Source organism: Verrucomicrobiia bacterium, from assembly GCA_035495615.1.
GTDB lineage: Bacteria > Omnitrophota > Omnitrophia > Omnitrophales > Aquincolibacteriaceae > DATJFP01.
The window spans coordinates 1-14,885 of sequence record DATJFP010000041.1 but is presented as its reverse complement, the minus strand read 5'-3'; the positions used below and the strand labels follow the sequence as shown (position 1 = coordinate 14,885).

Below are 14,885 nucleotides of genomic sequence, written 5' to 3'. Positions count from 1 at the left end.
GTTTTTTCCTTTAAGAAGTTTTTTCTTCTTTTGAAGTCGCAAAAGCAATGTTCCAGATGCCGGCGCCGGCGCAGGCGTCGAGGACGCGGATGACATGCTCGTGGGTGGTCTTGGCATCGGCCCGGATGATGACGGGCTGATTGGGGTACAGCGAGGAAAGGCGTTTGAGCATCTGCTCCAGTTCCGCGGGGTCGAATTTCTTCTGGTTCACGACGACGGCACCTTCGCGGTCGACGTTGATCACAATCTCGCCCGGGGTGCGCTCCATTTCTTTCGACTCTTTGGCTTTGGGGACATTGATCGACAGCTCGTTCTCGAGCTGGTTGAAGACCGACATGGTCATGAAGAAAATGAGCGTGATGAAGGCGATATCGACCAGCGGGGCGATCTGGATCGTCGGGGGGCGTTTGCTGTATTCCGGGGGATCAAGCCGTGCCATGGCTGAAGGCCTTGAGGATGACGGAGGTTTCGGTTTCGAGAAGGTTCGTGATGTTCTGCACGCGCGCGCGGATGATAGGGTAGATGATCATGGCCAGAATGCCGATGGAAAGTCCGCCCGCGGTCGTGATCATGGCTTCGGCCACGCCGCCGGCAAGCGCGATGGGCTTGACGACGCCGGTTTCGAAGGCCACGTTATTGAAAGCGCGGATCATGCCCAGCACGTTGCCGAGCAGTCCCAGCATGGGCGCGACCTGCCCGATGTCGGAAATGTAGTTGAGGAAGCTCCACAAGGTCGTTACTTCTTTGCGGGCGGTCAGCTCCACGGTTTCATGCACCGCCTCTTCGCCGAGGTTCACCCGGTCCAGGCCGGCCAGGATGATGTTTTTGACCAGGCTCTCGTTGCCGGAAATGGCCTTGCGCGCGAGATCGTATTTTTTCTGGGTCACGTATTGGAGGCATTTGTGCGTGAGCTCCGAAGGCACGAGCTTGAGCGGATCCAGGTAAAGAAGCAGGAAAATCATGAGGGAAAGGATGATCAGGGACAGAATCCCGAGAATGACCATCACCACGCCGCCCGACTGGAGGGTCTGCCAGAGCGTCATGCCCGAATGGGAGCTCTGAGCTTCCGCAGCCCAGGCGTTTTTTTCCAAAAAAATGCCGAAGAGAGTAAGGTAAGACAAGATCTTCATGGGTTCTCCCTCTTTTTTTCGAAAGGCGCCCGTATTATACCTGAAAACGATTCGGAGCAATAGAAAGATGCGGAGATTTCAAGGTCCGGGACCTTGGGATTTTGAGTCAGGCATAGTATAATCCGCCAGCCCCTAACAGGCTTCCCATGAAAACAATGGCTCAAAAAAAAATCTGGATGGCTGCCATTTTGATTTTTTCGGCTGCGGTTTCCGCGCATGCCGAAGACTCGAGGCTGACTGCCATCGACATCCACAACAGCCCTTCGGAATACCAAATGTCCGTCCGCGCCCTGCCGCAGGCCGGCCTTCTTGTCCCGGACGGCGCGCCGCTTTTGAAAGCCCGGGAAATCGTCACCACCGGGTCTTCCCAGATCTCCGCCAAGATCAAAAGCGGGCTCAATCCCGACGGTACGGCCTTGAACCTCGGCCATTTCGATTCGGAGGTCGTGCTCAAGCCGTTCAAACAGGGATTTTACGAAGTGCGCGTATCTATTACCCTGCGCATGCCGGACGGCGGCACGAAAAGTCTGAGGATGTCGACCACGGTCGGAAGCGGCGATTTCGCCTTTGATCCGGTTTTCGTGCGCAATTTCCGCGACCGTTTCTCGTCGCTGGTCCGGGGCCAGTTTTTCGCTCTCGAAGCGCAGTACGGCGGCGATTTCGCGCAGGCACTCGTTGAATTTTCGTCACGTTACGTGGAAAAAACCCTGCGGGAGCTGCCGGCGGTCATCAAGGCCATGATCGATAAAGATGCCGCGGAAGACAGGGCAAAACAATCCGCCGCCGTGTCCGCGCCTTCCGCGCGCAAGGCCCGCGGATCTTCCAAAACGGCAATGACCGTGCGCCAGGAAGATTACCGCAGGGACGAAGAGTTGAACATCGTCAGCGAATCCGAAGAGGGCCGCGAATTCCCGGTTCCCGAGCGCATCCAGGGCACCTCGTTTGGTTTGAGCGACATCGATGCCGCGGGACGCCGTGTTCCGCTCGCGAAAATCGAATATTACGTGGCGACTGCCGCGCTGCCTTCCGGAAAATTCCGGACCATCTTCACGCTGCTGATCGCTTACAAGGACGCTCCGAAATCGAGCCAGACGCAAGTCTTCATCCACGAACCCTCGGTCGTCGAAAGCGATTTTTTTCCGCGCTGGAAAGCGGATTTTCTCCAGCGTGCCGTGGATAAATTCACCGCGGCCGCGCAAAACGAGGACGAGCGGGTGGAAAGGGCGGTTTTTGTTTCTTACCTGGAGCCTTATTTATACGAGGAGTATTACGACTTTTCTCCGTTCTTGATCAAAGCCAAAATGTCCTTTCAGCATCCTTCGACGCGCAAGCGGATCGAAAAAATCATGAAGCAAAAAAGCCGGCCTGCCGCCCCGCCTAAGGAAAAGGTGGAAAAAGCGCCGGATCCAAATACGGACGACAGCCCTTATGCCGAATTGTCGATGCCCGGGCAGTAAACCCGCGGATCGATCGGCCCATCCCAGGGAGGAAAAATGAAACGCCGTGGTTTTCTTGCGATGCTCTCCATCCTTCTCGTTCTTCCTGCCGGCGCGCAGGCTGCGGTGCCTTCGGCGGTTTACGATTCCTGGGTCCAGGGCTATGTCAAGCGTGTGGATGTCGAGGCCGAGCTCACTTATTTGAAATCCGGAAGCGAATCTTTTTGCGGCGCCAAATCCCTGGCGCATCTTGCCTGCCGCTGCGAGGCAAAGTATCAGGTAAAAAAAATCATCCGCAAGCCCGAAGGCCTGGATTTGAACGAAGGGGACACGATCCTCCTGGGCTATCCCTGCGACAAGAAGAAAAATCTCAGATCGTCGGGCAGCACGTTTCCCTGGATCCGCGAGGAAAATGGCGGTCTCATCGCTTCCCTAAGGTCCCTTTATCTCGAACACAAAGGCAAAAGGCGCTGGGAACTGGAAAATGGCAGTCATGTTTTCGCGCCCCTTGTCCCGGCCGCCGCGGGCTGAGAACCGGAGCTTGCCGTGCTCAGGCAAATCGTCAAAGACGTCTGGACGTGGTCGTGGAGGTCTCCCGAAAAAGGCTACGCGTTCAACGGAACCGTGTTGGCCGCGGGCCAGGAGAGAGTCCTCGTCGATCCCGCGGTGATGTCGGACGAGGAGCGCGGGCAGGTGGAAGCGCTGGGGCCTTTCCAAGCCATTTATCTGACCAACAAAGATCATGAGCGCACGGCCTATGACTTGCGGCGCGATTGGAAAATACCTGTCGCGATCCACGAAAAGGACAAACCGTTTCTGAAGGAAGCGCCGGATCACGTTTTCAGGGAAGGCGAAAGGCTGGCCTGCGGCCTGGAAGTGCTGCATTTGCCGGACCAGAAATCGCCGGGCGAATGTGCTTTTTACGCGCGGAACCGCGGCCTTTTGATTCTGGGCGATGCGCTTATCGGCGTGCCCGCGGGGCGGCTCAATCTGCTTCCGGCGGCAAAATACAAGGATGCCGCCAAAGCGCGGCTCGGATTGGAACGGCTCCGGGCGCTTTTTTTTGAGATCATTCTGGTCGGGGACGGCGAGCCGGTCCTCGTGCAGGCGCATGACATTTTGGAGCAATTTTTTTTGAAGGAGAAGCTCGCGGCAGTCCAAGGCTTAAAAAGCAAACGGGAGGAAACGTGAAAACGAAAAACAGCATCCAGCCCATTCATGAAAAAGACAATGCCGAAGAGACGGTGGCCTACGACCGGAATTACGATCCTCTGGCGGAAGCCCTGGATCTCCGCGCCGCCGTCGAACATGAACGCCGCCTACGGGAAAAAAGCCAGGCCCGCATGACGGTCAAAAAGGCCTAAACAACCCTTTCTCGAAAGGAAGGCTTCCATGAAACACATCGGAAATTTTATCGGAGTGCTGGGGATCGTGGTGTGCATTGCGAGCGTCATCGGCAGGTTCTTGCACCAGGCGGCGGTTTTTGAGTTCCAGGCCATCAACATCTATATCGTAGGAACAGGCCTGATTGCCTGCGGCTGTTTTGCCAAGCTGTCGGGACGGTAGATTCATGTCTCTTGATGCGGCAAAAAAATACTTTTCCGCAGGCCTGCTGGCCGCCGTCTTTTGCGCGGTCTTTTTCTATTCCTCTCCTTGCCGCGCAGCCGGCGAAAAAATCCAGCTCGTCGCCAAAATCAAAATCATGGAACCGGTCGGCGCTCCGGACGCGCCCGCGTCTTCTAAGCCTCAACCGCCGGACGCCATGCTTTTCTTCCAGGTCAAAGAAGGCGAGGAGATAAAACTTCCCCTTTCCAAAACCGCAGAGCCTGAATGGTATGAGGGTTATCTCAAAAAGGAAGGCTATCTCGCCAGCTCCGTCCCGCTCAGCGGAGTGGAATCGGTTCTCCTGCTTCACCCTAAAGTGGAGGGAGCCGTGATCCAAATCGAGGTCGTACCGGGAATTTCTTATCAGACCGAGGAAGGGAAAGGCGTTGTCGCGGTCAGCCGGCTGGCTGCCACCTACCAAGTGCCGCCGGGTGAGCCCGTGGAAGTGGGGGGGCGCAAATCGGAATTCGAGACCAAATTCTTCCGGAACGAAAATAGCGAGACTCTGCGAGTGATCCTTCTGCCGGAGTTGACCGATTCCTGAGGGTTACTGCTGCGGCGGCTGTTGCTGCTGGCCACCGGCGGCTTCCACTTTTTTGGCCGCTTCTTCCAATTGCGCCACCATCACGAGCGTCGGCTGATGGTTCGGATCCACGGCCAAAGCTTTCTTGAAGAAGTTGATGGCGGCCTCGGTTTCCTTCGAAGCCAGCGCGAGCACGCCAAGGTGATAGTAAGGGTCGGGAAGATTCGGAGATTTTTCGGCGGCCTTGAGAAAAAACTGCACCGCGCCCGGCGCGTCTCCCTTTTTAATGTAGAGCTGCCCGAGGCTGTCGTACACCGCGCCGTTCGGCGTGTTCAGTTCCACCGCACGCATGTAGAACGATTCCGCCCGCTGAATCTCGTTTTTCGCGAAAAAGATATCGCCCATCATCCGGAACGCTTCGGCATTGTTCGGATCCGCTTTGATGATTTCCGTAAGGTTGCCCACGGCTTCCAGGGTTTTTCCCTGATTTAAAAGCGACATGGCCGCTTCCAGCGAATTGGGCGTTTTCACCGATGCCGCGGGGTCTACCTGGCCGCCGCATCCCGCCAATAGTAACCCGGTAATGAGAATGAGGACGTTTCGCGCATGCATCGTTTTCATGAAGGATTCCCTTTATTAGCCGTCTCGTTTGAGGTGGTGACAATTAGTACTAACAAAACTAACCTCAAAATGGGCGAAATTCAAGAAAAGCATTCAAAAATAAATTGAATCAATTTCATCAAAAAATTGTCAAAGGATAGCAGGCTATCTGTTGCTAGTAAGAAGCACTTGTTCCCTCAATAAGGGGGAAGTACCTTTCTATTAAGCTTTAGTAAGTTCGAATTCTGAAAGAGGGAATCATGAAGAAAAAAGAGGGACACCCCAAAAAGCACCGATCTTCGTTCCGTAGGGCCCTTAACAGGATCGCCGAATTCGTGCGCCTCCGCTTTGTCGACGGGAGAAGCACCGGGGAAATCATGGGAACGCTTCGTTCGGAAACGGACCGGCGCACCATGGCCGCGGTCGCGTCGCTCGATCTTCCGCAAAAGGATTTTGAAGATTTGATCGCAGGTGAACAGCCGGACCTGCGTTCCGATCTTATGGCTTTACGGCAAAACGCGTGGCGGATCCTAAGAGGGTATTTGTAATTATTTCTTTTCCTGCAGTTTGGTTCCGACGTAGATCCACAAGATTACGGCGGATCCCGTCAAAAGCGCGCCGCTCAGTATTTGACCGAGCAGCAGCTTCAAGGGCCCGATCGTGACGAGCAGGATCGCGGCCGTCGAAATCCCCCAAACTTTGAGAGCTTCAGTCCATTCGCTCGCGGCTTCCGTTTCCTGCGCAAATCGGGACCAGAACCCGGGGGGACGGACTTTTGCGTAAAAGAGCCGCAGCTGATCGTCAGGGGCGGGCGCCGTCATCAAAGTCACCGGCAGCCAGACCGCCGCGCTGCCCAGGATCATGAAGAGGAGATCAAAGGCCAGATTTTCCGGAACTCCGAGCGCGTGGAAAAAGTGCGGCCGCAGCAAAATCACCGGAAGGCTTGAAGCCAGCGCCAGGACTTCGCTCCAGGCATTGGTCCGCCACCAAAACCACCGCAGAAGATAAACCGGGCCGATGGCCGCGCTCAGGTTCAGGACAAACGTGAAAACGCCGGAAATGCTGCTTGTAAAAAAAGCCACGCCCATGGCCGCGCAGGCGAGAAATATCTGGGCCAGGCGCGCGACGGTCACCAGATGTTTCTCCGAGGCTTCGGGACGTATGAAACGCTTGTAAAAATCATTCACGAAATAGGAAGCCCCCCAGTTCAGATGCGTGCTCATGGTCGACATGAAGGCGGCAAAGAATGAAGCGATCATCATGCCTTTCAGGCCCGTGGGAAGCAGCATGGCGATCAAGCGGGGATAAGCGCGCTCATGGTCCGCCAGGTCCGGGATAAGGACGAGCGAGGCAAGCGCGGTAATGATCCAGGGCCAGGACCGCAGCGCATACTGCGCGATGTTGAACCACAGCGTGGCCAGCACCGCATGGCGCTCGTTTTTGCAGGAGGCGATTCTCTGGACCAGGATGCCGCCGCCGTCCGTATTTTTCCAGGCCCACCACTGGATCGTAAGAAGAGCGAGAAACCATCCGAAAGGGGACTGCAGGTATTCTAGAGGCGCATGTCCCGAAGCCGGCGGGATGATCATAAGCTTTTCCGGGCTCAATTGATGAAGCATGGCCTGCATGCCGCCGGCCGCGTGGACCGCATAGAAAGCCAGCAGAATGGCGCCCGCCATGGCCGTGATGTACTGAAAAAAGTCCGTAACCACCACGCCCCAGTAGCCGGAAAAATGGCAATAGATCATGGTGATGGCCATGCAAAAAATGATCGAAGTGACTTTGGACCAGTCCGTCGTCTCCTGCATCACTTTGACGAGTCCGGTCATGGGCCAGGCCCCCATGATGAAGGCGTTGTAAATCATGCCCCAGTAAATCGCCTTGAAGCCGCGCAGAAAAGCCGCGGGCTTGCCGCTGTAGCGTAATTCCACGAGCTCGACTTCGGTCAGGACGCCAGCGCGTTTCCACAGCCGCGAAAAGAAGAAAACGGAAAACATGGTGCTGATCGCCAGCGCCCATATTTCCCAGTTGCCCCAGATGCCTTTTCTTCTCACGATACCCGTGACAAGAAGGGGAGTATCCGAAGAAAATGCCGTGGCTGCCATGGAGGTTCCCGCCAGCCACCATGCGAGTTTGCGGTCCGAAGCAAAATAAGACTCAATGCCCTTGGAAGCTTTTCGGGTTAGAAGAAAGCCCAGCCCCAGAGTAATGACGGTATAAACGAGGATGACAAGCCAATCAATGAGATGCACCACGTCCTCCCGGAATGATTTTTCCCAGCACGCGCGTTTTTTGAGCTCCCGTCCCTGCGGGAAAATGATTGATTCTGCCGTGGATCGCTTCCCACGCAAAAAAAGCAAATGCCAGAGGTTCTTTGGCCTGCGGGTGCATGCCGTAGTCGGCGATGGACCGGACGGGTACGGGCGCGAGGAGTTGTCGGAGAAATTTCATCAGCGTCTTGTTGAAAGCGCCGCCGCCGCTCACGATGACTTCCGCGACGCCGCGGGGAAGAAATGCCTCATAGCTTTGGCGGATCGCATGCGCCGTGAAATACGTCAGCGTCGCCAGGCAGTCTTCTCTCTCCTGGCGCCACAGGCGCGCGGGGACGAAACGTTCATTGAAAAGTTCCAGTCCCGTGGATTTGGGAGGCTTCCGGCGGAAGAAAGGATGGCGCATCATTTCGTTCACGGCTTTGAAATCCACTTTCCCGCGTGAAGCGAGAATGCCGTTTCGATCGCAGGAACTCTTCCCGCGCGAAAATCTTGCGGCTGCCAAATCCATCAGGCAATTGCCCGGCCCCGTATCAAAGGCCAGCGGCCGTACCGGTTTCCCGACAAGCGAAACGTTTCCGATTCCGCCAATGTTTTGCAAGGCGCGTGGCCGCCCCTTGCCGAAAAAGAACTGGTCGAAGAAAGGAATGAGCGGGGCTCCCTCGCCGCCTGCCGCGATGTCACGGGGCCGGAAGTCCGCGACCACGGGAAGGCCGGTGATCTCCGCGATTTCGCTCGGTTCGCCGGCCTGCAGGGTGTTAGGGGGATTGTCCGCGGGTCCATGGTAGAGGGTTTGTCCGTGAGAGCCGATGACCGCGATCCGTGAACGGCTTAATTTGTTTTTCGTGATGAAAGAAAGCGCGCACCGCCCGAAGAATTTTCCGAGGGAAACGTTCAGCCGCGAGAACTCGTCAATCTTAAGCGAACGGGCTCGCTTGATTTGAAGCGCGAGAGCGGGAGGAAAATCGTAGGTTTCGTACCCGTAAATTTTGAAATCGCCGCCAAAGCTTCCGGCCGCGACAGAAACTCCGTCTGCGGAGGTGCCGGACATGAGCCCCAGCGCGAGTTTCCCCATCAGGACAGGGCCTTGCCGAGAAAGCCCGCGGTTTCTTTCAGACGGGAACGGGCCTGTTCGTAATCCCAGCCTTTCTTCGCCATGAGAATCGCCACTTTTACATTCCTGCGCGACTCGGCGAGGCAGTTTTCGGCCTCGCGCGGCGAGACTTCGCCGAGATGCTGGATGATCCGGAGGGCGCGGCTGCGCAGCTTTTTGGACTTGGGCTGGAGGTCGACCATCCAGTTTTCATAGACTTTTCCGAGGCGGACCATCGAGGCTGCGGTGAGCATGTTCAAGACAAGTTTCGTCGCCGTTCCCGCTTTGAGGCGCGTGGATCCGGAAATGACTTCAGGGCCGGTTTCCGGAACGATGAGGCAGTCGACAAGTTCGCGGGGAAGTGTTTTCTTGTTGCAGGAGACGAGAATCGTCTTGTTCTGCTTTTTGCGCGCGGCTCGCAGGGCCCCGCGCACGAAAGGCGTGACGCCGCTGGCCGCAATGCCGATGACAAGATCTCCCCGGCGCAGTTTTTTGGAAAAAATGCGGAAGGCTTCCTGTTCGCGGTCTTCCGCGCCTTCCTGGGAACGGAACACGGCCTTTTTACCGCCCGCGATGACGGCCTGGAAGAGACCCGGCGGCGTGTTGAACGTCGGCGGGCATTCAGCCGCCTCGAGCACTCCGAGCCTTCCGCTCGTGCCGGCGCCGGCGAAGAAAACGCGGCCTTTGGCCCGTACGGCCGCCACGACCATGTCCACCCCGCGCGCGACCTGCTTGCGCACTTTCCACACCGCGCGTGGAACGCTCATGTCTTCATGGTGCATGAGCCGGAGAATTCCTGCGGTGTCGAGCCGGTCCAGGTTCCGCGTGCGCGGGTTGCGCTGCTCGGTCAGCAATTTGGCGTAGTCGATTTTTTTCATAGAAGTGAGGGAGCATAACATATTAGGAGCCGCCGTGACAACGGGGACCGGCAGCGATTCCGGCTTTACGCCGAAACGGTTTTCTCAGTCCCGGTCCGATCCGGGACCGGGAGATAGGATGCCCGCGGCAATTGTGATAAAATCGCCGCGATGAAACTGGAAGAACGTATCGGCCAGACTTTGATGATCGGCGTTGCCGGGCAGGAGGTGACGCCCGAGCTTGTCGCCCTTTTCCGCGAAACCTTCGCGGGAGGTTTGATCCTTTTCCGCAGGAATTTCCATTCCACGGAGCAGCTTCGCACTTTTCTTGCTTCGCTCGAAGGCGCCTTGCAGCGGAAGCTTCTCATCGCTGTGGACCATGAGGGCGGGCGCGTCATCCATTTGAAGGAAGGCATTACCTTTTTTCCCGATAATCTGGCGGCCGGCTATGCGGGCCGCGAAAAGTACGTGCGGGAACAGGGGCGCATCGAGGCTTTGGAACTCCGGCGCCTGGGAATTGACCTGAATCTTGCCCCAACTCTCGACGTTCTGACGGAAGTTCACAGCCCGAACATCGGCATCCGTTCTTACGGACGGAATCCGGACCTTACAGCGCGCCTCGGCGCCGCCCGCATTGCCGCAATGCAGGAAGCCGGGGTCTCCGCATGCGCAAAGCATTTTCCGGGACAAGGGCAGTCGCCGCTGGACGCGCATCTGGGCCTTCCCGTTCTGCCGACGACGTGGGAGGAAATGAAAAAAATCCATCTGAAGCCCTTCCTCGCGGCGTTTCAGGCCGGAGTCCATTCGGTAATGTCCTCGCATCCCGTGTATCCCAATCTCGACCCGCAAAACATTCCAGCTACCTTTTCCAGAAAAATCATCCACGATTATTTAAGGAAGGAACTCGGTTATCGGGGTTTGATATTGAGCGATGACCTCGAGATGGGCGCGCTTCGCCAACGCGGCAGCGTGGCGGAAGCCGCAGTGCAGACGGCCGCGGCCGGCCATGACGTGATTCTCATTTGTTCCAGCGCCAAAGATCAGCGCGAGGCATTTCATGAGCTCAAAAAAGCTTATGAAGACGGCAGGCTGGATTCCGAGGAGCTGGAAAAAAGCGCCGCAAGAATAGAAGCGCTTAAAAAACTCCGGCCCGAGCGTTTTTTACAGGGAATTCCCTTGCCCGAAAAAGACGGAAAAACCCTGGCTGAAAAAATCGCCCGTGAAGGGGTCGCCAAGGGAAATCCGCCGTCCAGGAGCAGGGAAGAGAATGCACGAGAAGTCACGGTAATCTTTCCCCGGCTTTCCGAGATCGGCGTCAAGTTTGCACTCGAACCTGAACTAGAGAACGATGCAAAATGCGTGGCGGAACTCCTCGCAAGACACGGCATCATGCCTAAAACGACGGTTTTACTTCCTTTGGATCCCGATGAAGGCCAGGTCCGGGAATGTCTCGAAAAAGTTTCAGGCGGACGCGTACTTTTCTTTTGTTTTGACGCGCATCTTTTCCCGGGCAATCGCCGGCTCCTCGAAAGCCTCCAGGCCAAGGTCCGGGGGTTGGAAGTCCTTTTCCTCCGAAATCCCTATGACCATGAATTTCTCGGTTCCGGAATTCTGTATGCCCACGCTTTTGGATTCCGGCACGCCCAAATTGCGGCAGCTTTGGATGTGCTCCTGGGCGCCGGCGCGGCCCCCCACAAAGCACGCGCGTAGTTTTCCGTGCATCAAATTTGTCCGGATAAATCCGATAAAAGAACCGTATGCATTCTACCTATAAGAAGATGATCTATAAGATGCTGGAAAAAGACCGGGGTACCGTGGCGGAGGATCCCTGGACGCTGTACATCCTGCGCTGCAACGACGGCTCTCTCTACACGGGAGTGACCAAAAACATGGACCGCCGTCTTCAGATGCATCAGAAAGGAAAAGCCTCGCGCTACACGCGGACGCGCCTTCCCGTCGAGCTTCTTTATCAGGAACCTTGTGGCGGACGTGCCCGGGCCCTTGTCCGCGAATGCGAAGTGAAAGCTTATTCCAAGAAATTCAAGGAAAGGCTTGTTGTCGGGGAGGCATTGCCCAAATCTTCCGTAAAGAACAAAAAAGAAAAGCGGAGAAAGAAAAGTGACCGCAAAAAAAGTAAGTGATTCCAAAACCGAAATGAACCAGCTGATGATGCCGCAGCACGCCAATCTCGGCGGCACGATTTATGGCGGGACGATCTTATCGATTGCGGACAGCGTGGCGTATGTCTGCGCGTCCCGGCATTCGGACCCGAATTGCGTGACGGTATCCGTCGACCGCGTGGATTTCCACGAACCTATCCTCATTGGCGAGCTCGTGACTTTTCTGGCTTCCGTGAATTACGTCGGGAGAAGCTCGATGGAAATCGGCATCAAAATCGTCGCTGAGAATTTGAAGACGGGCCGCAAGCGGCACACGAATTCCTGTTACTTTACGATGGTCAATCTGGATCCTGTGACGGGTAAACCCAAAGAGGTTCCCCGCCTCATCGCCGAAACCGAAGAAGAAAAGAGACGGATGAGGGCAGGAGAGATACGAAGAAGAATCGCCAAAGAATCGATAGGCAAACCCCCCATATCCTCCTGACCCTCGTTTTTCCGGACACATTCCGTCGTTTTCTCCCGTCATTTAAGGAATCCTCCGCGGATCTTCGAGGAGATTTTGAATTTCCCGCTGAGTCGCGCCGAATTCCTGAGCCGTAGCGATAAACTCGGCGCATTCCTCGTAGCGCTCTCCCTGTAAGGCTTCCTTCAGGTACAAGAGGGCCGTCAACTTGACCGGATCCTTGTTCCTTTTGAACGCAAATCTGTTCCTGGGTTTTTCTATGTACTGCGGTTTCATAACCCCTCCTTGTTGGGTTGTTGTGAAAAAAATCAAAAAAAAAGCCCACGACCGATTTCTCAGTCGTGGGCTTAAGGTTGCCTATTTTGTTGCCTGCTAAATCTCCGAAGACCTCCTTAAACCCACGACGCTTTCATGGGAACACATGGACGTTTCCCATGCCATGGCAATCGCCATGGTTTTTACAAAGCGCGGATAATGGAGTTTAATCTTCGTGAACAACATTTGCTTCTCTCTGCTTTAATTTTTATAAAAACAAATCCCCCACTCGTTTTTTCGAAGTGGGGGATTCGTTGGACGATTGAGGCTTAACGTTTAACGACGTTAGCGGCCTGGTCGCCTTTGGGACCGGGAACGATTTCAAATTCGACCGAGTCACCTTCGTTAAGGGTTTTGAATCCATCCCCCTGGATCGCGGTGTGATGGACGAACACATCTTTGCCGCTTCCCTGAGGCGTGATAAAACCATAACCTTTTTTATTATCGAACCACTTAACAGTTCCTTGGGGCATCTTGCATGTTCCTTTCTTGTGAAACAACAGGCAGCCTTCGATAAAAAAACCGCAAGCTATCAAAACTTGCGGTTGTATAACCCTAAAGCTTCACACCTAGCTTGTTTGTTCCGTAGTATACGCCCGACCTTTTCAATGTCAAATATAATTATTGAGAACGACGCCGAGGCAACAAAAGCGTCTCCACCCGCACAATTCTGTCGCCGAAGCCCCTGAAATCTTAGCTCGTAAATTCTAAGTCTTTGATTTTTATGGTGTTATGATTTTAAGAGCGAAGGCTCCATTTGGCATCTGACTTGCAAGGATGACGACGTTCTTCCTTATGGTAAGACCGTAGCCCTGTTCAGGTGCGGGGGCAAAACGACATCTAGCGGGGCTACGGTTCTTACTGTAATTTCCCATCCTCTAAGATATTCGTATTTCCCGCGCCTTTCTTATAAAATCCTGGCATGATTGAAAAATTTACGCTGGATATCCAATTTAAAAAATTCCATAAAAAGATGATCCTCGTCAAAGAGGACAGCGAGTTGCGTGAGCATGTCGTTTTGAAGATGCTTGCCTACATTCTGTTCTATGATCCCAAGCTGCAAATCGAAGTGGACGTAGGCATGCATTACAAACCCGATCTTGTCGTGACGGGGGATAGGGGGGAACCGCTCCTTTGGATCGATTGCGGGTATGTGAGCATTCTCAAAGCCCAGAATGTCACAAAAAAAATGCGCCGCGGCCGCCTCATTTTTCTGAAGACGACCGAAGCAGAATTGAAACAGTTTAAATCTCTTTTGCAAAAAAAAGCGGATGATGTCCAAGGAGTTGAGTTTCTTGCTTTCGAAAATGGGTTTGTTTCCGGCATTGCAGCCGCGCTCAACCGCACCAATCAGGTCACGCTTTATCCCATCTCTGAATCGGCCATCGGCGTAGCTTTAAACGATCTTGTCTTCGAATCCAACCTCCTTCATTAGCAAAATACTTATTTTAATATATTTAAAAAGTGTAACTTCAATAAAATTAATTAGTTATAACTTATTAAAAAATATTATTAACTCCCTTGAAATCCACTTTCTCCCATGTTACCCTTTCACCACAATTAGACAGAGTGCTTTTCCCCTAAACGGTGAAAAAGGTTTCAGATCCCTACGGAGATTCCCCCCTTTTTCTCCGGAGGGACGGCAAAGGAGGTACCTCTAATCCAGGTACCTCCTTTTTTTTAAGGCGTCGGTGCAGCCTAGTGTAAAATAAGGCCTTTAGATCATCCTGCAACCAATCAAGTAATGTGATTTTGTGACCATACCTACCGAAGATTTCGAATCTCTAGGACCCGAAGAGCAGCTGAAAGTCTTTTCCAAGAGCTCCATCAAGGAACGTGGGGATCTTATCCTGCATGCTCATGAGCCACTCAAACTGACCCAGGCGTTATCCAATGAGGAGCTTTACCTTATTACGCGGGAAATGGACCCCGAGGAGCGCTCTGAGGTCATACGTTATGCCAACTTGAGGCAGCTCTTTTTTATTTCTGACATCGACTGCTGGCAGCGGGACCAAATAAGCCCCAAAGGTTTTATCCAGTGGCTGGAAATTTTGCGACAGGCGGACGAGGCAAAGCTTTTTTCCTGGCTTCTTGAGATGGACTTTGAAGCCCTGGTCGCAGGCTTTCAAAAGTTTGTGCGGGTTTTAAAACCGGAATGGGAGTATGCCGTCGACGAAGTACTCGGGGACCAGCCCTATTTTACCTTGGACCGTCTTTATTACATTCTCGTCGAGGAAGAGAATTTCGAAACCGTGCGGCGCGCCTTTGAAGTCTTGTATGAAAATCACAAGGGACGTTATGCCGCGATTTTAGAGGGCATATTGGGCGAAATGGAATACGAGGTGGAAGAAACCGCTTACCGCAAGCGCGAAGTCCGGCTTTCCGACCAAGGGTTTCCCGATTACGAGACCGCCGTCGTTATCTACAATCCTCTCGATCGCGATGCCTTCAACCATTTTCCTGCGAAAAGAGA

20 protein-coding genes are annotated in these 14,885 nt (G+C 54.3%); 12 read left to right on the top strand and 8 right to left on the bottom strand.

Annotation, left to right across the window (positions count from 1 at the left end):
• Nucleotides 1-10: 10 nt before the first annotated feature.
• Both VL688_05660 and VL688_05655 read right to left on the bottom strand, forming a co-directional pair.
• Entirely contained in the window at nt 11-439 is a 429-nt protein-coding gene (locus VL688_05660) for a biopolymer transporter ExbD (protein HTL47532.1), read from the bottom strand.
• On the bottom strand, nt 426-1,130 hold the full coding sequence (locus tag VL688_05655; protein ID HTL47531.1) for a MotA/TolQ/ExbB proton channel family protein: 705 nt from the start codon (nt 1,128-1,130) through the stop codon (nt 426-428). The genes VL688_05660 and VL688_05655 overlap by 14 nt, the downstream gene beginning before the upstream one ends.
• Before the next feature lie 146 nt (nt 1,131-1,276).
• On the opposite strand from VL688_05655, the gene VL688_05650 reads away from it, so the two are divergent.
• The 6 genes from VL688_05650 to VL688_05625 are packed head-to-tail and all read left to right on the top strand — an operon-like array spanning nt 1,277 to nt 4,715.
• Entirely contained in the window at nt 1,277-2,587 is a 1,311-nt protein-coding gene (locus VL688_05650) for a hypothetical protein (GenBank protein HTL47530.1), read from the top strand.
• Between the two features lie 36 nt (nt 2,588-2,623).
• Nucleotides 2,624-3,097, top strand: a complete 474-nt coding sequence (locus VL688_05645; protein HTL47529.1) for a hypothetical protein — start codon at nt 2,624-2,626, stop codon at nt 3,095-3,097.
• A gap of 15 nt (nt 3,098-3,112) precedes the next feature.
• Nucleotides 3,113-3,757, top strand: coding sequence for a hypothetical protein (locus VL688_05640; GenBank protein ID HTL47528.1), 645 nt, complete (start codon nt 3,113-3,115; stop codon nt 3,755-3,757).
• Nucleotides 3,754-3,930, top strand: coding sequence for a hypothetical protein (locus VL688_05635; GenBank protein ID HTL47527.1), 177 nt, complete (start codon nt 3,754-3,756; stop codon nt 3,928-3,930). The genes VL688_05640 and VL688_05635 overlap by 4 nt, the downstream gene beginning before the upstream one ends.
• Nucleotides 3,931-3,958: 28 nt before the next feature.
• Complete coding sequence (locus VL688_05630) at nt 3,959-4,132, top strand: hypothetical protein (GenBank protein ID HTL47526.1); 174 nt, start codon at nt 3,959-3,961, stop codon at nt 4,130-4,132.
• 4 nt (nt 4,133-4,136) lie between these two features.
• Complete coding sequence (locus VL688_05625) at nt 4,137-4,715, top strand: hypothetical protein (GenBank protein ID HTL47525.1); 579 nt, start codon at nt 4,137-4,139, stop codon at nt 4,713-4,715.
• A gap of 3 nt (nt 4,716-4,718) precedes the next feature.
• Here the strand turns inward: VL688_05625 and VL688_05620 are convergent, their stop codons facing one another.
• Entirely contained in the window at nt 4,719-5,315 is a 597-nt protein-coding gene (locus tag VL688_05620) for a tetratricopeptide repeat protein (protein HTL47524.1), read from the bottom strand.
• A gap of 239 nt (nt 5,316-5,554) precedes the next feature.
• Between VL688_05620 and VL688_05615 the strand changes: the two genes are divergently transcribed.
• Nucleotides 5,555-5,842: a hypothetical protein gene (locus tag VL688_05615; protein HTL47523.1), complete on the top strand. Its 288-nt coding sequence runs from the start codon at nt 5,555-5,557 to the stop codon at nt 5,840-5,842.
• Here VL688_05615 and VL688_05610 read toward each other — a convergent pair whose 3' ends face one another.
• The 3 genes from VL688_05610 to murQ are packed head-to-tail and all read right to left on the bottom strand — an operon-like array spanning nt 5,843 to nt 9,535.
• A complete protein-coding gene (locus VL688_05610) occupies nt 5,843-7,546 on the bottom strand; it encodes a sodium:solute symporter family protein (protein HTL47522.1) in 1,704 nt (567 codons plus the stop codon).
• Nucleotides 7,533-8,639, bottom strand: a complete 1,107-nt coding sequence (locus VL688_05605) for an anhydro-N-acetylmuramic acid kinase (GenBank protein HTL47521.1) — start codon at nt 8,637-8,639, stop codon at nt 7,533-7,535. The genes VL688_05610 and VL688_05605 overlap by 14 nt, the downstream gene beginning before the upstream one ends.
• A complete protein-coding gene (gene murQ / locus VL688_05600; protein ID HTL47520.1) occupies nt 8,639-9,535 on the bottom strand; it encodes an N-acetylmuramic acid 6-phosphate etherase in 897 nt (298 codons plus the stop codon). The genes VL688_05605 and murQ overlap by 1 nt, the downstream gene beginning before the upstream one ends.
• 150 nt (nt 9,536-9,685) lie before the next feature.
• Between murQ and nagZ the strand changes: the two genes are divergently transcribed.
• Genes nagZ through VL688_05585 form a run of 3 tightly spaced genes read left to right on the top strand, consistent with a single transcriptional unit; the run spans nt 9,686 to nt 12,118 of the window.
• A complete protein-coding gene (gene nagZ, locus VL688_05595) occupies nt 9,686-11,224 on the top strand; it encodes a beta-N-acetylhexosaminidase (GenBank protein ID HTL47519.1) in 1,539 nt (512 codons plus the stop codon).
• Between the two features lie 47 nt (nt 11,225-11,271).
• Nucleotides 11,272-11,655, top strand: a complete 384-nt coding sequence (locus tag VL688_05590) for a GIY-YIG nuclease family protein (protein HTL47518.1) — start codon at nt 11,272-11,274, stop codon at nt 11,653-11,655.
• Complete coding sequence (locus VL688_05585; GenBank protein HTL47517.1) at nt 11,633-12,118, top strand: acyl-CoA thioesterase; 486 nt, start codon at nt 11,633-11,635, stop codon at nt 12,116-12,118. The genes VL688_05590 and VL688_05585 overlap by 23 nt, the downstream gene beginning before the upstream one ends.
• A gap of 42 nt (nt 12,119-12,160) precedes the next feature.
• Here the strand turns inward: VL688_05585 and VL688_05580 are convergent, their stop codons facing one another.
• Together VL688_05580 and VL688_05575 are read right to left on the bottom strand one after the other, a co-directional pair.
• Nucleotides 12,161-12,373, bottom strand: coding sequence for a hypothetical protein (locus VL688_05580; GenBank protein ID HTL47516.1), 213 nt, complete (start codon nt 12,371-12,373; stop codon nt 12,161-12,163).
• A 308-nt stretch (nt 12,374-12,681) separates the two neighbouring features.
• Nucleotides 12,682-12,885: a cold shock domain-containing protein gene (locus tag VL688_05575; protein ID HTL47515.1), complete on the bottom strand. Its 204-nt coding sequence runs from the start codon at nt 12,883-12,885 to the stop codon at nt 12,682-12,684.
• A 449-nt stretch (nt 12,886-13,334) separates the two neighbouring features.
• On the opposite strand from VL688_05575, the gene VL688_05570 reads away from it, so the two are divergent.
• Together VL688_05570 and VL688_05565 are read left to right on the top strand one after the other, a co-directional pair.
• Complete coding sequence (locus VL688_05570; GenBank protein ID HTL47514.1) at nt 13,335-13,847, top strand: YaeQ family protein; 513 nt, start codon at nt 13,335-13,337, stop codon at nt 13,845-13,847.
• A gap of 319 nt (nt 13,848-14,166) precedes the next feature.
• Nucleotides 14,167-14,885: DUF6178 family protein (locus VL688_05565; GenBank protein HTL47513.1), on the top strand; the 719-nt coding region annotated here is incomplete at its 3' end.